The 19,485-nt window shown below is 38.9% G+C and carries 17 protein-coding genes and 1 pseudogene; 11 read left to right on the top strand and 7 right to left on the bottom strand.

The window, feature by feature from the left end; translation table 11 throughout:
* Positions 1 to 90 precede the first annotated feature (90 nt).
* The 3 genes from ACSJJG_RS09850 (at position 91) to ACSJJG_RS09840 (ending at position 3,664) form a co-directional block, all read left to right on the top strand.
* On the top strand, positions 91 to 804 hold the full coding sequence (locus ACSJJG_RS09850) for a phosphatidylserine decarboxylase (RefSeq protein WP_481089262.1): 714 nt from the start codon (positions 91 to 93) through the stop codon (positions 802 to 804).
* Between the two features lie 33 nt (positions 805 to 837).
* Entirely contained in the window at positions 838 to 1,764 is a 927-nt protein-coding gene (locus ACSJJG_RS09845; RefSeq protein ID WP_481089261.1) for a dimethylarginine dimethylaminohydrolase family protein, read from the top strand.
* Positions 1,765 to 1,966: 202 nt separating this feature from the next.
* Positions 1,967 to 3,664 carry an ABC transporter ATP-binding protein gene (locus ACSJJG_RS09840; RefSeq protein ID WP_481089260.1) on the top strand — a complete coding sequence of 566 codons (1,698 nt, stop codon included), beginning with the start codon at positions 1,967 to 1,969 and terminating at the stop codon, positions 3,662 to 3,664.
* A 63-nt stretch (positions 3,665 to 3,727) separates the two neighbouring features.
* On the opposite strand, the gene ACSJJG_RS09835 is transcribed toward ACSJJG_RS09840, so the two are convergent.
* Complete coding sequence (locus ACSJJG_RS09835) at positions 3,728 to 4,420, bottom strand: hypothetical protein (protein ID WP_189760156.1); 693 nt, start codon at positions 4,418 to 4,420, stop codon at positions 3,728 to 3,730.
* 410 nt (positions 4,421 to 4,830) lie between these two features.
* Between ACSJJG_RS09835 and ydfG the strand changes: the two genes are divergently transcribed.
* The 3 genes from ydfG (at position 4,831) to ACSJJG_RS09820 (ending at position 6,329) form a co-directional block, all read left to right on the top strand.
* A complete protein-coding gene (gene ydfG / locus ACSJJG_RS09830) occupies positions 4,831 to 5,577 on the top strand; it encodes a bifunctional NADP-dependent 3-hydroxy acid dehydrogenase/3-hydroxypropionate dehydrogenase YdfG (protein ID WP_481089259.1) in 747 nt (248 codons plus the stop codon).
* A gap of 71 nt (positions 5,578 to 5,648) precedes the next feature.
* Positions 5,649 to 6,005: a DUF1283 family protein gene (locus tag ACSJJG_RS09825; RefSeq protein ID WP_481089258.1), complete on the top strand. Its 357-nt coding sequence runs from the start codon at positions 5,649 to 5,651 to the stop codon at positions 6,003 to 6,005.
* Between the two features lie 33 nt (positions 6,006 to 6,038).
* Positions 6,039 to 6,329, top strand: coding sequence for a DUF1161 domain-containing protein (locus tag ACSJJG_RS09820; protein WP_481089257.1), 291 nt, complete (start codon positions 6,039 to 6,041; stop codon positions 6,327 to 6,329).
* 55 nt (positions 6,330 to 6,384) lie between these two features.
* On the opposite strand, the gene bioD is transcribed toward ACSJJG_RS09820, so the two are convergent.
* Entirely contained in the window at positions 6,385 to 7,053 is a 669-nt protein-coding gene (bioD, locus tag ACSJJG_RS09815) for a dethiobiotin synthase (protein WP_481089256.1), read from the bottom strand.
* A gap of 304 nt (positions 7,054 to 7,357) precedes the next feature.
* Positions 7,358 to 8,277, bottom strand: a pseudogene (locus ACSJJG_RS09810) (LysR family transcriptional regulator).
* Between the two features lie 132 nt (positions 8,278 to 8,409).
* Here ACSJJG_RS09810 and ACSJJG_RS09805 point away from each other — a divergent pair.
* Entirely contained in the window at positions 8,410 to 9,687 is a 1,278-nt protein-coding gene (locus ACSJJG_RS09805) for an MFS transporter (RefSeq protein ID WP_481089255.1), read from the top strand.
* Between the two features lie 113 nt (positions 9,688 to 9,800).
* Here ACSJJG_RS09805 and ACSJJG_RS09800 read toward each other — a convergent pair whose 3' ends face one another.
* Positions 9,801 to 10,433, bottom strand: coding sequence for a helix-turn-helix domain-containing protein (locus ACSJJG_RS09800; RefSeq protein ID WP_481089254.1), 633 nt, complete (start codon positions 10,431 to 10,433; stop codon positions 9,801 to 9,803).
* Between the two features lie 212 nt (positions 10,434 to 10,645).
* Between ACSJJG_RS09800 and tus the strand changes: the two genes are divergently transcribed.
* The gene (tus, locus tag ACSJJG_RS09795) at positions 10,646 to 11,572 is read left to right on the top strand and encodes a DNA replication terminus site-binding protein (RefSeq protein WP_481089253.1); all 927 of its coding nucleotides are present in this window, start codon (positions 10,646 to 10,648) and stop codon (positions 11,570 to 11,572) included.
* Between the two features lie 60 nt (positions 11,573 to 11,632).
* Here tus and fumC read toward each other — a convergent pair whose 3' ends face one another.
* The gene (gene fumC, locus ACSJJG_RS09790) at positions 11,633 to 13,027 is read right to left on the bottom strand and encodes a class II fumarate hydratase (RefSeq protein ID WP_481089252.1); all 1,395 of its coding nucleotides are present in this window, start codon (positions 13,025 to 13,027) and stop codon (positions 11,633 to 11,635) included.
* A 175-nt stretch (positions 13,028 to 13,202) separates the two neighbouring features.
* Between fumC and manA the strand changes: the two genes are divergently transcribed.
* From manA to add, 3 genes are all read left to right on the top strand, one after another.
* Complete coding sequence (gene manA / locus ACSJJG_RS09785) at positions 13,203 to 14,375, top strand: mannose-6-phosphate isomerase (protein ID WP_481089251.1); 1,173 nt, start codon at positions 13,203 to 13,205, stop codon at positions 14,373 to 14,375.
* Between the two features lie 113 nt (positions 14,376 to 14,488).
* A complete protein-coding gene (locus ACSJJG_RS09780; RefSeq protein ID WP_481089250.1) occupies positions 14,489 to 16,021 on the top strand; it encodes a YdgA family protein in 1,533 nt (510 codons plus the stop codon).
* Positions 16,022 to 16,228: 207 nt separating this feature from the next.
* Positions 16,229 to 17,230: an adenosine deaminase gene (gene add, locus ACSJJG_RS09775; protein ID WP_481089249.1), complete on the top strand. Its 1,002-nt coding sequence runs from the start codon at positions 16,229 to 16,231 to the stop codon at positions 17,228 to 17,230.
* Between the two features lie 39 nt (positions 17,231 to 17,269).
* On the opposite strand, the gene ACSJJG_RS09770 is transcribed toward add, so the two are convergent.
* A complete protein-coding gene (locus tag ACSJJG_RS09770; RefSeq protein ID WP_481089248.1) occupies positions 17,270 to 18,259 on the bottom strand; it encodes a bile acid:sodium symporter family protein in 990 nt (329 codons plus the stop codon).
* A 37-nt stretch (positions 18,260 to 18,296) separates the two neighbouring features.
* Positions 18,297 to 19,337, bottom strand: coding sequence for an oxidoreductase (locus tag ACSJJG_RS09765; RefSeq protein ID WP_481089247.1), 1,041 nt, complete (start codon positions 19,335 to 19,337; stop codon positions 18,297 to 18,299).
* Positions 19,338 to 19,485: the final 148 nt, after the last annotated feature.

Below are 19,485 nucleotides of genomic sequence, written 5' to 3'. Positions count from 1 at the left end.
ATCTCGCTGTAACTGTTTATATGATGTTGTTTTTTCTCTGTTTCATGTTCTAGTTGATGAACATTTTTAGAGGTAATAATGAGTAACAAAATGAACGAAGCCATTAAATCGATATTTAATGGACTCCCTGATCTTCCACCTGAAACTTATTTTCAGGAGGGTTTTTTCAGGGACCCAGCGAGAACAATCAATACAGATGATAGGTATTTTTTATCTCCTGCTGATGGGTTCGTTATCTATAGCGGAATAATAAACCCAGATGAAGCGATCACCGAAGTAAAAGGAAAAAAATATAGCATTCAGGATATCATCAGAGATAAAAATTATGATAAACGTTCGCTTGTCATTGGTATCTTCATGACATGCTATGACGTGCATATTAATAGAGTTCCTTACGATGGCATCCTGAGTTACGCGGAACATGAACCTCTGGAAACCAACAATCTACCAATGATTGATGTAGAGAATAATATTTTTTATAAAGAGAACATTGAATTAATTTATGACGACTATTTATATCTGAATCAACGAGTCGTTAATAAAGTCTACTCGCCTGGCATTAATCGAGAATACTATATGGTTCAAGTCGGTGATTATGATGTTGATACCATAACACCTTTCCATATACAACAAAATACTCCTGTATATCAAGGAGATAGATTTTCAATGATTCGGTATGGTTCACAAGTCGACTTAGTAATCCCTGTTACTGGTGATGATGAATTAACTTCATTGGTAACTGAAAAGGAACATGTCACTGGTGGTATAACTAAGTTAGTTAGAATCAACGATAACTCTCTATAAACAAATAAGATAAACTAAAATCGAGGTTTTAAGATGTTAAAGAATTCTCCCAATATCATTTCTGATCTGAAAATGCCAGTGTTTTTATTAGCTCCTCCATTTTCATTAAATACCAATGTAAGAAATAATATTTGGATGGAGGAACTGGATGAGTCCGCTATCAATGTTAACAGCAAAGTGGCTTTAAGACAGTTCTATAAGCTATATAGCTTTATGTCATCACAATCGTTGGTCTATTTGCTGCCATCCGATACACACCAGGAGCTACAAGATCAAGTCTATGTTGCTAACTTGGGAATTATTCTTGGTGATGAAGATCCAACGGCAATAGTTGCCAATTTTGCATCAGAAATCAGAAGATCAGAAACACCTATTGGGGTAAGTTTCTTTGAATCATTGGGCTATAAAACTGAAGTTGCTCCTTACTATTTTGAAGGTGAAGCTGAGTTAAAACATTTGCATGATAATGTACTGGTCGGTGGTTATGGTATAAGAAGTGATATTAAAACCTATGACTGGATGGAAGAAAAATTTGACCTCAAAATTGTAAAAGTGGAAGAAAGAGATCCTTATCTTTACCATTTGGATTGCAGCATATTCCCACTGGATAAAGAAAATACGCTCGTTTATACCGGCGGATTCAACAGCGACGAGTTGAAAGAGCTGGAAAAAGTAACCAACATTATCAGTATCAGTAAAGATATTGCATACAGTGGAATTTGTAACTCTGTCAGAGTCAATCAACATATTCTCTGTTCATCCAATATTAATGACCTGAAAGCAGGTACAGAGGAGTATATCTATGAAATGAACAAAAACCATGAGCTGGAAAAAATTTGCTCTAAATTGGCATTAACGCCAAAACTTTTCAATTTATCTGAATATATGAAGAGCGGCGCCCTGCTTTCCTGCATGGTTATGCATTTAAATAAATACTCTTATAAAATACAGGTAATTTAAAAATTGCGATAGTCATTCAATAATATTGTATATCTCCACATAATTTTACTCAAAATTATTGAGTTAGTTGCAATATAAATTGCATTTTATTTTCATAGGATAAATATATTCCAAGGATGGAGTTAGTCGCTTTTTTGTAGGATGATAAGTTTTAGCATGTTGTCTATACTAGTTAGATTGATAACTTAACAGTGATCAGTATATGAAATATATTATATTCCTTTATTCTTTTATACGTAAACAAAAAACAGCATTGGTGCTGGCTATTGTTTTTACGGTAGTGGCAGCTTTAGCGGAGGTCTTATTTCCATTTCTGGTTCAGGAATTGGTCAATACTCTATTGAAGGATAAGTTAATTCTTTCTTTCTCATTTAATGAATTAATTGCTTCTCTAATCGCAATATCATTATTGATTGTCATCAGTCACGCTATTATTATTTGGATGCAAACAATTAATGCATCAGAACTGAGTTATAACATGAGGAAATCTCTCGTCGATTCTTTCCTCTCTTTTCCCTATCATATCACTAGAAAATTTCATTCAGCGAATCTTGCATTCAGAATAAAAAATGATACTTACCTTGTATCAGATAGAGTTAGAGATTTATATAGCGAATTTCTCTATGATACGTTATCAACAATCGGCCCATTTATTGCTATGGCTCTGATTGATATTAAATTGGCTATTTTGGCATTTATGATGGTTTGTCTGACAACTTTAATCAGTAAGCCAATCACTAACCGAGTGGCTGTTTATGAAAGAATTCTGCAAATTTATAACTCACGATTAACCGGTGTCATCCAAGAATCTCTTTCTTGGATCAAATCTGTCAAGATTTTCAATTCTGAAGAGTCGGAGAAAAAGAGAATTAATGATGCCAATACCAAAGTGAAAAATGTTGAGAGGATCACCGGGCTGTTTATGTCCCTATCTATTCCTCTTGGCTTTTTTGCACAGTTAGCGTCGACAATTGCCGTGCTTTGGTATGGTGGTTTGCTATTGATGGATGGAACGATAAACCCTGGTAACTTTGTTGCTGCATTTACCTATGAACAATTAATGTCTGACTCCATTAAGAGATACAGTAATCATTTAAATAAATTTGCTTCACTCAAATCGTTGTTGGACAGAGTTTTCGAATTGTTGGGAGCCTATCAGCCAAACAATCGCAAACAGAGTAAACCAGTGGAAAATTGTAGTGCTAATGCTATTGATATCAACGTCAAGAAATTTTCCTATAACGACAGAGAAACTTTGTTCAGAGATATGAATATCTCTATACAAAAAGGAGAACGAGTTCTTATCGTCGGTGATAATGGTCAAGGTAAAAGTACAATATTTGATATCGTGACTGGTTTAACACCATTAAACGAAGGCTATGTTTCAATTTTTGGTGAGGTTCTGGATAACCCTGATTCTCAGCGTTGGTTGCAAAAATTTGGTGTAATGTCACAACAGACTCAGATTATAAAAGGCACGTTATACGATAATCTGCACATTGCCAATACAGAATCAACCAGGGAAGAGATGATTTCTGCATTGATTAAAGCTGGTGGTAATGAACTGTTGGGCAAATTAAAGGATGGCCTGGATTCATACATTGACGAAAAAGGTTCTTCCTTGTCGGGCGGTGAAAGGCAGATTATTGGGTTAGCGCGTTTGTACCTTAAAACGCCAGAAATACTGCTATTTGATGAACCTACTACCTATCTGGATAATAGTAAAATAAACAGCTTTGCCGAGTCATTGAACAATATCGTTCGTGGTAAAACTGTGCTCATGATAAGCCATGATCCGCGGGTATTCAAACTGGCTGAGCGAGTTATCCGAATCGACAAAGGGAAAATTGCATTTGATGGCTCTCTACAGGAATATATGGGACAGACAAGAACAAACTAATTACTGACCTTTCCTGGCCCGCATTTTGCGGGCCATATGCGTTTCATCCATAATTACACAAACCTACGTATAGTCTCTATATTCAAAATTCAAAACGGTCTCAGCAAATTCCCCTAGTTCGATCTCTGAATTTTCAAATTTCGGATGGTAATTTTTCCATAAATCGACATATCTTCTTTCTATCCAAGGTGGAGATACTGGCGAACCATCTAGCCAGAATTGTATGCAGGATTGAACCCTTGGATCTTTCCTGTTTCGGTATATCCATCTCAGTTCTTTGTTGGTATATGAGTCTTTTCCTTTGTTGATTTTTGGGTTGTTTTTTTTATTGATAGCATTCTCCATATCTATTCCATCTAAGATAAAATGGATACTTGCATGGTTTAGTGAGTGAGAAAACCAAGATAACCCAGCCTTACATTTTCGGCTTGTTATTCTTCTAGGGTAGTAAACGTTCCCATTATTATAATCAATATCATAGTTATCTTCTTGATTGAGTATGTCTTTGTATTTCCAGTGTTTCATTACCGCCGTTGTAAAGCTTTCTTGATTATGAGGAATCTGTTGTCCGTACATCTTACGTACCTTAATTTCATTTTGAGTAATTGAATATCTATCAAGGGTTGATATGTTATTAGAATCAAGAAACAGCTGAAATTCTGGGTATTTTTGAGCATATTGTTTTCTCTTATCATCTAACCAAAATATAAGATCCCCTGATTCAAAAGAAATTTTAAATGGTTGATAAAATGACATATTATCCTCTGATTTCTATTTCAGTGTAGATTATTTTACATACATTCATTGAATGGTGTGGCTAATTTCCTATAGAACTTTTTTGGCTAATTACTCGCATGCTATGAATAAGTAACTATATATACTAATTCAACTTCAAATTGCAGCTTGCAAATCAATGTGATTTTTTATATCTCCACGCGAAGCGGGGAAGATATAAGACGAATTTTGAAAGACGAGTGGTATATACCAATCTAACTTCAAGATGTGTGTGCTTTCATATAGTGCTGTAAATTGCAACTTGAAGTTGCATGCATATATTAAAAAAATAAATTAAATGCAAATGAAAAAATTTAACCTTGACTAATGAGAAACAACTTTTTCTACTAATATGGACATTACGATAATAAATTGCAGATAAGAGGATAGTTATGATTGTTTTTGTGACAGGAGCAACTTCTGGTTTTGGTGAGGCAATTGCAAGAAAATTTATCAAACATGGCTCCATCGTTATTGCAACAGGACGCCGTAAGGATAGATTAGATCAGTTGAAAAATGAATTGGGTGAGAACTTCCACCCCATCCAACTTGATGTGAGAAATCGTACTGCAATCGAGCAAACTGTTCAACAATTACCAGATAGCCTACGTAATGTAGACGTTCTTGTGAATAATGCAGGACTTGCGTTAGGGTTAGAACCCGCTTACCAAGCTACCCCTGATGACTGGGAAACAATGATTGATACCAATACGAAAGGATTAGTGAACATGACGCGGGCTTTGTTGCCTAATATGGTACAAGCCAATCATGGACACATTATTAATATTGGTTCCACCGCAGCAAATTGGCCTTATGCCGGCGGTAACGTATATGGTGCTACTAAAGCCTTTGTCAAACAATTTAGTTTAGGGTTGAGAGCTGACTTACATGGAAAGAATATCCGAGTCACCGATATTGAACCTGGTCTGGTTGAAGGAACTGAATTTTCTCATGTTCGTTTTAAAGGCAATCAGGAAAAAGTTGATAAAACTTATGCAGGCACCGATGCATTGACAGCGGACGATATTGCAGAAGCGGTATTTTGGGTTGCTAACCTGCCTTCTCGCGTCAATATTAATATATTGGAAATGATGCCAGTTTGTCAGTCATTCACGGGTTTAAGTGTATATAGAGACTAATAGTTTTTTTAGCTGTTTCGTTAAATGGCTTAGTCTTATAGTTTAAGTAACATAGTAAAAGAGGTTCAAAAATGAACGTTCGTTCTTTGATTGTTAAAAGTGTTTCTGCTATTGCTCTGGTATTTTCTCTCTTTTGGCAGACGTCCGCATTCTCTACGCCATGTGCATCAGAAAGTACGTGTGTAACCATCAATGGTGGAGAAACTTCCTTGAGCAAAGAAATGGCTCGTCAAAGCAAAGAAGAATGGAATGAACAGAGAAAATTGCGCTATAAAGCGGACAAACGTAAAGAAAAAGAGTTTGATAAGTATGAAATGGAAGCTGATAATCGTGAAGCCTGTTTAAAAAGTGTCGATATTAATGCTTATTGGGAACCGAGCACAAAACGTTGTCTGGATATCAATACAGGTCACCCGATTAAACCTTAATAAAATCAACACCGACATCAAAATAAGGAGATGATGGTGAAAAAGATCCTACTGACCGGAGCTTTGTTTTTTGCGCTTTCTTCCTTTACAGTGCAAGCATCTCAGGCTTCGCAAAAGATAACATGTGAAAACTTGAAAGAAGAGATTGCGCAGAAGATCATTAAAAATGGTGTTTCAACAACGGATTTTAGACTTGACTTAGTTCCTAGTGATCAAGTTACTGAAAACAATACGACAAGTGGAAAAGTTGTTGGTCATTGTGATTATGGTAAACAAAAAATAGTCTATGTCCGTCTTTCTCATGATAAGAAAGGTCAAGAGTAATATTCTTTCTGACTTTCGGAAAAGGGAGCGTAATCAGCTCCCTTTTTATTCTCTTTTAATCATCAAATGCCGATATCGCAGAAATATCCAGATAGCAAGACAAGTCGCGTTCTTCGGGCCTTAAAAGATAAGGTATTTCCCCCAACTGTGGAGCGGGTATGTGACGCCGTAACCTTTCCAATACCTTGGCGTAGTGTGCTAATCCTGGATTGATGCGATTAGCAATCCAGCCAATCAGGGGTACACCATCATTCATGATAGATTGCGCCGTTAGAATAGCATGGCTAACACAACCTGCCTGAATACCAACTACCAAAATGACGGGGAGTTTCTCTTGCACTACCCAATCAGAATAAAACGTTTCATCTTCCAGCAACATACGCCAACCACCGTTACCTTCAATGATGACACGATCAGCTTTATAGCCTAAATTTCTCAGACCTTTTGTCATTTGAGTAAAATCAGCACGATTTTCTTCTTCATAATTGTTTTCCCAAACAACAGGATTGATTTCTTCATAATCCACTTGTACCGGTGAAGATTTATGTATGACTAATGCATCACGATTACGTATTCCCTCCGGGGTTTCATGTTTTTCTGTCGTAATAGGTTTATATCCTACTGCGGTTGTTCCTTCACGATTAAAGACTTGCAATAATGCGCGGGTAACAACTGTTTTACCGATGTTGGTATCCGTGCCTGTAACAAATAAGCGCGTTAACATAAATTCATTTTTCCGTAATAACAGAATAGATTGACCGGTTACTTACTCTCTTTAACGAGCAAGGTTAGAGTGTAGAGGATGTGTTTAAGATAGGGGTTGCGTTAGCTCAATGTTTTGCGTGATGGGGTTATCCTTGCTTACTTTCAGCCCAACAGCAGGACGTCTTCTAAAACTGAGAAATTTACGCTGCTAAAAAATTAATAATGGCGATTATTTCTCTGTTTAAACGAGAAGATATCCGTTTAAGGTAGAAATGTGATCTTTCACACGAACTTATCGTGAATATTACTTTTGGTGAACAATTTCATCTATTAACTTCATCCACAATGTTTGAAATCAGGAGATGAGTTAGCCGATCTGCCGCCGCGCTGTTATTGTAATTTTTATGTTTAACCAACCAAACTTCGGAGTAGGCAGGATTGTTTGCTAAAGGCAGATATTGAACTCCATCCAGTTTCATTCGGGTAAACGATTCCGTAATAATGCTTACTCCTAATCCCGCAGCGACTAATCCTAATATCGTCATGGCTTCCCCCGCTTCCTGAGAAATCGTTGGAACCACTCCCACATTAGCCAATAAGGAAATAATTTCATCATACAATGCCGTTCCTACATCACGCTCAAAAAACACCAGTGGATAATCAGATAGCATTTCCAAATTCACGCCCTCATTAGCGTACTTCAGCAGAGGATGATCATCGTATACGGCCAACATAAAGCGCTCGCGGAAGAGTAACTGATGTTCCAGGTTATCGGGCAATGACGTATTACGCATAATCCCTATATCGATTCTGCCTGTCTGCAAAGGCGCTATTTGCTGCTTAGTATTCATTTGATGCATATGGATGGCAACATCAGGATAACGTTCCCGGAATTGACGTAAACTCAGTGTTACTTTTTGCATAAAAGGTGTGGTGGATGTAAAGCCAATCGATATTTCCCCTAACTCCCCTTGCTGCATTCTGGCAGCTTTGGTTGCTGCCGCATCAACTTGGGAAATGATTTGATAGGCTTCCTGAAGAACATATGTCCGGCAGGTGTTAAATTAACATTTCTGTTATTACGCACCAGTAATTGGGCATTTATATTCGCTTCCAGTGCTTGGATCTGCTGGCTTAATGGTGGTTGTGAAATATTTAATCGTTCTGCTGCACGTCCAAAATGCAGCTCTTCTGCCACAGCAATGAAGTAACGTAGGTGTCTGAGTTCAATATTAGCAGTCATTATTTATTACCCCATTGATACTTTAAACATATCATTATGAATGATTAATATATTAGACAAAATATTCATGAATTTCTATCCTTGATCTACATCAAGTAATTAACGTTTGTTTTACATAGATAAGGAAGTAGCGTGAATACAATCCAAAGCGTCAGTGAAAAATCAGCAGTCTCTGGCGTCGAAAGAGATGTTGAAAACACGATTAATCAAGGATACAAAAGTAAACAGCCTTACATTCAACGTGAAGATGCTGTATACCTGCGAGTCACTCTCTCGTTCTTTGCCGTAGGGCTGGCAACATTTGCATTACTCTATTTTGTTCAACCCATTTTGCCAATTTTGTCAGATGAATTTGACATCTCGCCGGCCAGTAGTAGTTTGGCTTTATCCCTTTCCACCGGAATGTTATCCCTCGGTCTATTAATAACAGGTCCTTTATCCGATGCACTTGGCCGTAAACATGTCATGGTAGTATCACTTATTGCCGCCGCCATTTTTACTCTTTTAAGCTCTGTCGTAACAAGTTGGCACGGGATTTTGTTTATGCGCGCACTAGTGGGTTTATCATTAAGTGGTGTTGCCGCTGTTGCGATGACTTATTTAAGTGAAGAGATCCATCCCAGTTATGTAGCCTTATCTATCGGTCTCTATATCAGTGGTAATTCAATAGGGGGAATGAGTGGACGTTTGATTACTGGTGTGATTGCTGATCACTATTCATGGCGGATTGCCGTTATCTTACTTGGTACATTTGCTTTAATCTCCGCTATTGCGTTTTGGAAGATGTTACCGGAATCCAGGCACTTTAAATCCAGCTCATTAAAACCTAAATCATTACTTATCAATTTGAAGCTACACCTCCGTGATCAAGGTCTTCCCCTGCTATTTGCCGAAGCTTTTTTGCTTATGGGAAGTTTTGTCACTATGTTTAACTATATTGGTTATCGATTATTAGAAGCACCTTATCATTTAAGCCAGACTATTGTTGGTTTGTTATCTGTCGTCTACTTAACAGGAACTTACAGCGCAACTAAAGCCGGTGGATTAATAAGCAAGCATGGAAGAGGAAAAGTATTGTTGGCAGCTATTGGTATGATGCTAATTGGTTGCTTAATCACCCTATTTTCCCCTATCTGGGCAGTAATACTGGGAGTGATGATATTGACAACGGGCTTCTTTGCCGCTCATGCTGTTGCTAGTGGATGGATAGGACAGAGAGCCAAGCGCGCCAAAGCACAAGCTTCATCACTCTATTTATTCTGTTATTATTCTGGCTCCAGTATTGCAGGAACATTAGGTGGAGTATTCTGGTTCTATTTTGCATGGAACGGCGTTGCTGCATTTATTTCATTATTAATGATAATTGCTATTTTTTTAGGTTTAAGACTCAATAAATTACCAAAACAATAAAATATAGCGGCCGACATCAATTTGATTTAAATAATAAATGTCGGCTTTTTTAAGCAGGATATTTAAAATAATCTGAATTATTCACTGTTTATCTGATACCTGAAATATTATTTTTAATAATAGGATTCAATCGGTAACACTAAAACTTTTATTAAATATCCATCAATAATTTCAATGCATCCTTCTTTTTTTAGAGAGAATAACATTCGTTGTATACAACTGCGTGAAAGTGTGCATCTTTGTTCTATATATTTAATTGCCGTAATATTTTCTCTGAATTCTGTCGGTAAGGTCATCAGACGAGATAACAAACTACACACGACTTCCTTATTGCCATGACGGAAGAGGCTAATATCTCTGGCATATAAGAAAGATATTTTATAGGAAATTATTCTCATCCATTCTCTATAGAGATCATGCTTCTTTATGGCATTCAATGCACTAACCCGAGGAATTTGATAAAGTTTACAACTTTCCCCCAGTTCAATGGAATAATAGATTTCTGCTCCAGAATAGAAAGATAAACCGATAATATAGGGTGAAAAAAGTGTAGCAATGATTAAATTGTCGTTGATTCTGCGCATATTGATATATCCTTGCTCTAATAAAAAAAACTTAGCAAATTCACTGTCTATTTTAATCACTTTTTCTTGTGTTGATAAATCATCAGTGATCAAGTCGGAGTATGGTAACAATGCATCGATCACTTTCTTAAAGGAATTTATTGGTTTAATTAATCTTTTCATATTTAACGACCTTGGTGTATGACCTACTCTGTCAATCATCTAATTTTCAATTAACGTGTTATTGATTTTTTATCACAATGTTAAATTATTTCGCAATAGGCGTTTTCTTTTTTAATTGGCTTTTGGGGTGTTAGGTTGTAGATTGTTTGTGATTGGTTTTATATTAAATATATGTTGTAACTAAATAAGACTTTATATGCTTGAGAACAATCATGAATAAATATTTTTCAATAGAATCACTCACAACTTGCTTTAAAAAACAAGAAGAAAAGCTATCTGAACTGGTTGAATTGTTAATGAGTTATCGGCTGATTGATGCACGGGTATTTAAATTACCGAAAATTGAAAAAGGTGAAGAACATGAACAAATAACCGAAATTATGGTCAATCAGCTACAGGGAAATGAAGCGCTCAATATAGGTTTACACTTCTATCAGAAGCTATTCATACACCATAATAATCCTAATGTCAGCAGTAAAGCGGCGAGCCGCCTGCCTGGCGCCTTGTGTTTTGCTGTTAACCACCAGCAATATAAAGAAGCAATGGAAGTCATTAATGAAGTCAACCAATTAAAAATAGAGTTAGAAAATATCGTTACCAAAGAATCAGGTATCAGCAAAGAACAACGATTTGAATTTGTTCATGATCATTTGCGTGGTCTTATTACCCTGAATGCCTATCGCACTATCACTCCTCTATTAAACCCTGATTCCATTAATTTTGGGTGGGCTAATAAGAACATCATTAATAAAGTCACCAAACAACAAATTTTGGAAAGGCTGGAGAAAAGCTACAATGCGGGCAGAGCAGTCCCACCCTACTCCAGTGATCAATGGGCAGCATTGGTGGCATTGGAGATTACAGATATTAAAAAATTACCCGATGATGTGGTATTGAAAATCAAACGACCAGTAAAAGTGCAACCTATTACCCGTGTGTGGTATTCAGAAATACAAAAGCAAGTCCAGTATGCCTGCCCGGTTCCTGTAATTGTTTTCTACACAGAGGATAGTGAAATCAAACCCAAAATCGGCACCTTGTCCAACTACAATGCCAACGCAATTAAACATAAGTATAAACCCAAAGCGAAGCCACTTGAGTTGGTCATTCCCCGCTTACATCTCTACAAAGAAATCTGAGAAATAAAAAACCGGAGTAAATGCTCTCCGGTTTTTTTCATTTTTGCTTATATAGCAAGTTTACTTCATGCTGCCAACCATATCTTCTGGACGAACCCACGCATCAAATTCAGCTTCCGTTAAATATCCTAACTGGAGTGCTGACTGCTTCAGCGTCAGGCCTTCTTTATGTGCTTTTTTAGCAATTTCAGCAGCCTTATCGTAGCCAATATGAGTATTTAATGCTGTTACCAGCATCAGTGATTCATTCAGCAATTGGGTGATGCGATCACGATTAGGTTCAATACCAATAGCACAATGCTCATTGAAACTACGCATACCATCCGCCAGCAAGCGAACAGATTGCAAGAAGTTATGGATAACCATTGGGCGGAATACGTTCAATTCAAAGTTACCAGACGAACCACCAATGTTGATTGCCACATCGTTACCCATCACTTGGGCACATAACATGGTCATCGCTTCACACTGAGTTGGGTTCACTTTGCCTGGCATGATGGAGCTGCCTGGCTCATTTTCAGGAATGGCAATCTCACCAATACCACAGCGAGGGCCAGAAGCCAACCAACGAACATCGTTAGCAATCTTCATCAATGATGCAGACAAACCTTTCAATGCACCGTGTGAGTGAACCAGCGCGTCGCAAGTTGCCAGGGCTTCAAATTTATTTGGCGAAGTGACGAAAGGATGACCGGATAATTCAGCAATTTTCTGCGCAACACGAACGGCATACTCAGGATGTGTATTCAGACCCGTTCCTACCGCAGTACCTCCCAAAGCCAGTTCACACACATGAGGAATACTCTCTTCAATGTGCTTCAAGTTATGTGTCAACATGGCTGCCCAGCCGGAAATTTCCTGACCTAAGGTTAATGGAGTTGCATCTTGTAAGTGAGTACGGCCAATTTTTACAATGCCTTTAAATGCTTCCGCTTTATCTGCCAGGGTTTTTTGTAGTACTTTTAACTCTGGTAACAGATGTTCACGTAATGCAGTCACTGCTGCAACATGCATGGCCGTTGGAAAAACGTCATTAGAGCTTTGGCTCTTGTTAACATCATCATTAGGATGAATCAGACGTTCATTGCCCCTTTTACCACCAAGGATCTCACTACCACGGTTCGCCAACACTTCATTCATATTCATGTTGCTTTGAGTTCCCGAACCGGTCTGCCAGATAGCAAGAGGGAATTCTGTTGGGTGCTTGCCTTCCAACACCTCTTTCGCTGCAGCGATGACTGCTTCGCCACGTTCTTTAGGCAGAAGGCCCAGATCCATATTGACGCTAGCCGCAGCTTGTTTAGTCAATGCAAGCGCATGAATCAATGCAACAGGCATTTTTTCCTGAGAAATACGGAAATGCTCCAGTGAGCGCTGAGTTTGCGCTCCCCATAATTGGTCAGCAGGTACTTCAATAGGTCCCATTGAGTCTTTTTCAATGCGAGTGGCTGCCATTACTATCTCCTTAGCACACAGAATAATTGAATACGCCGGAACAAACTTTGCGGATAAATTAGTCGGCATTCGCTTATCATGCCATAAATTTATTATCGATAATGCGACCTAACCGTGTTTATTGTATTGTTGTCATAAAAATAAGTTACCTTTTATTATTATAGGAAATTCCGCCATGCTGAAAATGACCAACAAAATCCAACATTATGACTGGGGAAGTAAAACCGCTCTGACGGATATTTATGGTATCGAGAACTCGGATAATCAGCCAATGGCAGAATTATGGATGGGAGCACATCCAAAATGTAGTTCACTGGTAACGGACCCTCAAACGGGTGAAACTGGCGCCTTGAGTACTTTGATCGACCAAGAACCAGAGAAATACCTTGGAGGAAAAGTAGCCCAGCAATTCCAGCGCTTGCCTTTCTTGTTCAAAGTATTGTGTGCAGCTCAACCATTGTCTATTCAAGTGCATCCTGATAAGACATCCGCAGAAATAGGTTTTGCCAAAGAAAATGCACAAGGGATACCGTTAAACTCAGCACAACGCAACTACAAAGATGATAATCATAAACCTGAATTGGTCTATGCACTGACCTCGTTCAAGGCCATGAATGCTTTCAGACCTTTATCTGAGATCGCACAATTACTGAATAATGTTTCTGCCGCGCATCCAGATATTCAAACATTCCTCCAGCAACCGACTGAACAAAATCTGTCGTTTCTGTTTTCACAGTTATTGAATATGCAAGGCGAACAAAAACAGTTGGCGATGGCTGTCTTAAAGTCAGCATTAAACTGTCATCAGGGCGAACCGTGGGATACTATCAAACAAATAACCTTTTTCTATCCCGATGATAATGGATTGTTTGCACCACTCTTGCTCAATGTCGTTGAACTCGAACCTGGTCAGGCGATGTTTCTATATGCCCGCACTCCCCATGCCTATCTTGATGGCGTCGCCTTGGAGGTTATGGCCAATTCTGACAATGTGTTGCGTGCCGGTTTAACCAGTAAGCATATTGATATCCTTGAATTAATGGCTAATCTGGATTTTATTCCAAAAGCTGCCGATACTTTGCTAACCGAGCCAAGGCAGGAAAAAGGTGCGCTGAATTATCCTGTTCCTGTTAATGATTTTTGTTTTTCTGTTTATTCTGTTTCAGAACAACCAATCTCATTGGAAAATGATTCAGCATCGGTTCTATTTTGTGTTGAAGGGCAAGCAGTTATCAGCACTAATAAGCAGCAGTTAAAATTACTCTCAGGTGAATCAATCTTCTTGCCTGCTATTGAAAAAGCCGTAACTGTTTATGGTAAGGGGAGAATAGCCAGAGTATCTAATTAATTTTATTATATAAATATGGTTATGATTATTTTTATGGGTTATTAATCATATTTTTCAGTGAATTTTGACATAAATACAGAACGCATAACGCGTTAAAAGGATGGGATTTCCACATGAAAAAATCGTTAGTTGCAATAAGCGTTGTTGTTGCTATGGGTGCTGTATGGACAGGAGCATCATGGTATACAGGTAAGAAACTTGAAGATCGTTTAGATAGCTTCATAAAACAGGCAAACACTGAACTGGTGAAATCGCTTCCTGAAAGTGGCATAGAATGGCAAGCAAAAGATTTCAAACGAGGTATTTTCAGCTCCGATGTCCGTTTGATCCTAAACATCAAGAATGGTGTAAAAAATGCCGATATCCCGCCAAATGAAGAAATCATTTTCAAATCGAAAATTGATCATGGGCCATTTCCGATTTCTAACCTGAAGAAATTCAACCTGATACCCCAACTGGCCTCTGTCCACGCAGAACTGGAAAAAAATGATGCGTTGGAAAAACTATTTAATATCACAAATGAAAAATCACTGTTTAACTTAGATGCTAAGGTCAGTTATAGCCGCGTGCTCTCTGCTAACATTGAACTGATCCCGATTAATCATACGGAAACGGCTGAAAATGGTGACCAACGGGTTCTGTCATTTTCAGGCGCAAAAATCAGTGCCGACGTTAATCATGATCTAAGTGAATTTTCCTTCACAGTCAAAAGTGATGAATTGTCTTTTAGTGATCCTGCCAAAAAAGAGATAGTTTCACTTAAAGGTATTGATTTTAAAGGAAATAATGAAAAAGGTAAATTTGATATCTATACCGGAGATCAAAGCTACAATATTGGCGAATTCAGTATGAATGGAATTCCTAATGAGCCAAATATCGCTCTTAAGGGAATAAAAGTGACATCCAATTTAGGTGAGGACAAAGACAATCTGAACATCAAAATCGTTTATAGCATTGATGGTGTAAAAATTGAGAATATCGAGTTTGGCTCTGGTAAGTTAGCCCTGGGTATGGAAAAACTCGATGGTCAGTCTGTACGTAAATTTACCCAAGCCTATAATGATGCGGCAGAAGCCGCCTTGACTACAGATAAAATATCTTATGATACGACTTCCCTGACGGTACTCAGTAACTTACATCTCCTCCTGAATAACAATCCACAATTTAGCATTTCTCCTTTTAGCTGGAAAAACAGTAAAGGCGAGAGTTCAGTAGATTTCAAACTTTCCTTACAAAACATTCCTGAAGATAAAAGTGCATTGCAACTCATGGAGCCGGAAGAGATGGTTCGTACCCTGGTCCAAGAGTTGTCCTTGCACATTAATGTACCGAAAGCCATGTTGATAGAATCTATTACGCAGTCAGCGATGCTAGATGGTCAGGATAAAGCTGCCGCAGAAGCTCAAGCAGAACAACAAGTTAAAATGATCACTCAAAAAGGGGTTAAAGACAAAATTCTTACTGATAAAGACGATATCATTGGCCTCAACTTTCACTACACCAATAATAAAGTCAAATTAAACGACAAAGAGTCCAGCTTACATCAATTCCTGCTTGATAATGGCCTTGCAGGGTCCCATGATGATGCAGATGGTGAACAAAATCAGCATGATGATGCCAAAGCTGAACTTCCTGCCGTTGAATAAGTGTACAGTTAATTAACTGTCATAATAATAAATAACCAGAACCCGACTTTGGGGTTTTCCACAAGAAAGTAAATGGTTAGGTTTAAAAAACCTCCTCAGCTAAGACATCGCTAACATTAAGCTATCAATAGTGCTTTCACTTTCCTGCCAGTCAACACGTTGGCTGGCTTTTTTGTATATATAAAATTTGATAAGAAGGATAAGAAAATGATTGACATACAGCTTCCACTGACCGATCTACACCGTCACCTTGACGGTAATATCCGTCCCGAAACCATTTTGGATCTTGCTCGTCAACATAATATCCCACTCCCAGCTTATGAGCTGGATGCATTACGTCCCCATGTCCAAATCATTGAAAATGAACCTAACCTTGTCAGTTTCCTGCAAAAATTGGACTGGGGTGTGACTGTACTTGCCGATTTAGAAGCTTGCCGCAGGGTCGCTGTTGAAAACGTTGAAGATGCGGTCAATGCGGGTCTTGATTACGCTGAACTGCGTTTTTCCCCTTATTACATGGCTATGAAGCACCAACTTCCCGTTGAAGGTGTTGTGGAAGCAGTAATTGATGGTATTCACTCAGCAGGCCAGCAACATGATATTCAGATCCGTTTAATTGGTATTCTGAGTAGAACATTTGGGGAAAAAGCTTGCACCGAAGAACTCGCTGGACTTCTTGCTCATAAACACCATATCACCGCATTAGATCTGGCCGGTGATGAATTAGGATCCCCTGGCCATCTCTTTGAGCAACATTTTATCCAAGCGCGTGACGCTGGTTGGAATATTAGCGTACATGCAGGTGAAGCCGCAGGTGCGGAAAGCATCTGGCACGCTATTCGTAAATTGGGGGCAACTCGCATTGGTCACGGTGTCAAAGCAATCACTGATCCAGCCCTAATGGATTATTTGGTTGAATATGGCATCGGTATTGAATCCTGCCTGACATCAAACCTGCAAACCAGCACAGTCAGTTCTTTGCAAACTCATCCGCTGAAACAATTTCTTGAGCATGGGATTTCGGCATCAATTAATACCGATGATCCGGCAGTAGAAGGCATTGAAATTCGTCATGAGTATAACGTTGCTGCGCCGGCAGCGGGCTTGTCTCCAGCGCTGATCCGACAGGCGCAGATTAATGGCTTGGCAACTGCATTCCTTAGTGAAGCAGAAAAACAGGCACTGAAAGAAAAAGTCGCCAACCGCTAAGAAACATTATTTATGCTAAATTGTTCCAAAGGCAGAAAACTACTCTGCCTTTTTTGTTTTTAGGCGCTGCGCATAACGCTGTGCAAGGACAGCACAAACCATTAATTGGATCTGATGGAAAATCATCAGCGGTAACAGCATCACACCGACCATTGGCGCGGGAAATAATACATTTGCCATTGGCACACCATTCGCCAGGCTCTTCTTCGAACCACAAAACACAATAGTGATTTCGTCATCTTTACTAAACCCCAGCAGACGCGAGCTATATATGTTAATTATTAGTACGATAACTAATAAAACACAGCAGACGATCCCAATCATAAGAAGTGAATAAGCATCGATTTTATGCCAAATACCTTCCACCACCGCCTCACTAAATGCAACATAAACCACCAGCAAGATAGAAGAACGATCGGTCATATTGACCAATTTTTTATGTTTTTCCACCCAACCGGCAATCAGAGGACGCGATAAGTGTCCAGCAATAAAAGGCACCATCAACTGTAAGATAATATCTTTTATCGCTTGCCAGGTATCAGTTTGGGCAGCGCCTTCATGAGTTTGGATCAAAAAACCAACCAATAATGGAGACAGGAATACGCCTAATAGACTTGAGGCGGAAGCACTGCATATTGCCGCAGCAACATTTCCCCCGGCAACGGAGGTAAAAGCGATAGCCGATTGCACCGTGGCAGGTAAAGCACAAAGATAAAGAAAACCCATATAAACCGTTGGTGACATCCACTCTGGCACGATGAAACTTAATCCCATTCCCAGTATGGGAAACAAAATAAAAGTGCTAGTGAAAATCACCAAGTGCAACCGCCAATGCCCCATTCCTGCCAAAATGGCATTACGGGATAACTTCGCTCCATGCATAAAAAATAACAATGCAATAGCGGCCATTGTTAAGTACTGAAACCACTTTTTAGCTTCACCTTCACAAGGAAAAAACGATGCAATGATGACCACAGCAATCAATATAACTAAAAAAGGATCAATTCTTAATTTTTGCAACACGTTCATCAATATAAGCCCCCTTACCCCACCTGCCACCGTTTAATTAGTCAATTAAGATTGTGCGCCGCTCTTTTGCCGATTTTTCACCGGCTTCAATCAGCTTCATAATCAAAATAGCTTCGCTGGCAGTCACAGGGTTCGGTTTTCCAAACAAAATCGCATCACGAATAGCTGCATAATAATCACCATAATTGCCAGGTACAGTAGGAATAACTTTAGTAACCAAGTTATCATCTTGTGACAACGTCACATAACCATCCCGTGCGTCGTATCCCCAGTCTGCCCGTGGTGGTCTTTCCCCCGCCTTTAAGCGCTCTTCCTGAGTATCCAACCCATACTTAGTATAACTGCCAGCCATACCATGCAATGTATAAATAGGTGATTCTGCCGCTGCGAGCATAGTTGCATGTAATACAACTTTCAAATCAGGATAGGTAAGTTGGGCATGAAAATAATCCGCCGTCTCTGCATTCGGACGCATCATGCCCAAATCTGTTGTGATGGCTTGTGGTTTGCCAAAAAGTTGGACGGCCTGATCCAGTAAATGGGGAGCTAAATCATACCAAATACCACTCCCGACTCCGGCCGCTTCACGCCAGCGCTGACGAACAACGGGACGGTAACGATCAAAATGGGTTTCATAATATTTTAGTGCTCCCAATTTATTTTCTTTAATAATTGATTTCACCGTCAGAAAACCAGAATCCCAGCGACGATTATGAAATACAGATAGCAATAAATTGGCTTCTTCCGCTTGCTTTTTCAATGCTTGGGCTTGTTCTACCGTAATGGTAAAAGGCTTATCAACGATGACATGTTTACCTGCCGCCAATGCCTGTTGTGCCAATGGGTAATGAGTATCATTTGGAGTTGGGATCACAATAAGGTCAATGTTGGGATCACGGAAGAGTTCCTCCGGTGAAGAAACGACTGATATTGTTGGCCAGTCTTTTTTAACTTTATCTGCATCACTGCTGGAAATAGCAACCAATTCAATATTGGATGTTCCTGCAATCAATGGCGCATGGAACGTTTTACTTGCATAGCCATAACCTACCAAAGCAACTTTTAAAAAATCACTCATAACTGCCTCTAAAAAATGATCGTATATCGTAAATCAGGCATCAGAAAGTATCACCACCTCTCACACGTTAGCAAATAATCCTGATTCCACTATTACTCTCTTTTTCCTATAATCATTTTCCGAATATCAAAAACACTCATGATGGAGT

This window comes from Xenorhabdus sp. SGI 60, from assembly GCF_056632175.1.
This window is presented reverse-complemented; position numbering and strand designations above follow the sequence as displayed.

Coding starts and splice junctions, on each gene's coding strand:
- ACSJJG_RS09780 (WP_481089250.1), top strand. CDS start 14,489: ATGAAAAAATCGTTAGTTGCAATAAGCGTTGTTGTTGCTATGGGTGCT.
- bioD (WP_481089256.1), bottom strand. CDS start 7,053: ATGTTAACGCGCTTATTTGTTACAGGCACGGATACCAACATCGGTAAA.
- ACSJJG_RS09820 (WP_481089257.1), top strand. CDS start 6,039: ATGGTGAAAAAGATCCTACTGACCGGAGCTTTGTTTTTTGCGCTTTCT.
- ACSJJG_RS09850 (WP_481089262.1), top strand. CDS start 91: ATGAACGAAGCCATTAAATCGATATTTAATGGACTCCCTGATCTTCCA.
- ydfG (WP_481089259.1), top strand. CDS start 4,831: ATGATTGTTTTTGTGACAGGAGCAACTTCTGGTTTTGGTGAGGCAATT.
- fumC (WP_481089252.1), bottom strand. CDS start 13,027: ATGGCAGCCACTCGCATTGAAAAAGACTCAATGGGACCTATTGAAGTA.
- ACSJJG_RS09800 (WP_481089254.1), bottom strand. CDS start 10,433: ATGAAAAGATTAATTAAACCAATAAATTCCTTTAAGAAAGTGATCGAT.
- ACSJJG_RS09825 (WP_481089258.1), top strand. CDS start 5,649: ATGAACGTTCGTTCTTTGATTGTTAAAAGTGTTTCTGCTATTGCTCTG.
- manA (WP_481089251.1), top strand. CDS start 13,203: ATGCTGAAAATGACCAACAAAATCCAACATTATGACTGGGGAAGTAAA.
- ACSJJG_RS09835 (WP_189760156.1), bottom strand. CDS start 4,420: ATGTCATTTTATCAACCATTTAAAATTTCTTTTGAATCAGGGGATCTT.
- tus (WP_481089253.1), top strand. CDS start 10,646: ATGAATAAATATTTTTCAATAGAATCACTCACAACTTGCTTTAAAAAA.
- ACSJJG_RS09845 (WP_481089261.1), top strand. CDS start 838: ATGTTAAAGAATTCTCCCAATATCATTTCTGATCTGAAAATGCCAGTG.
- ACSJJG_RS09765 (WP_481089247.1), bottom strand. CDS start 19,337: ATGAGTGATTTTTTAAAAGTTGCTTTGGTAGGTTATGGCTATGCAAGT.
- ACSJJG_RS09770 (WP_481089248.1), bottom strand. CDS start 18,259: ATGAACGTGTTGCAAAAATTAAGAATTGATCCTTTTTTAGTTATATTG.
- add (WP_481089249.1), top strand. CDS start 16,229: ATGATTGACATACAGCTTCCACTGACCGATCTACACCGTCACCTTGAC.
- ACSJJG_RS09840 (WP_481089260.1), top strand. CDS start 1,967: ATGAAATATATTATATTCCTTTATTCTTTTATACGTAAACAAAAAACA.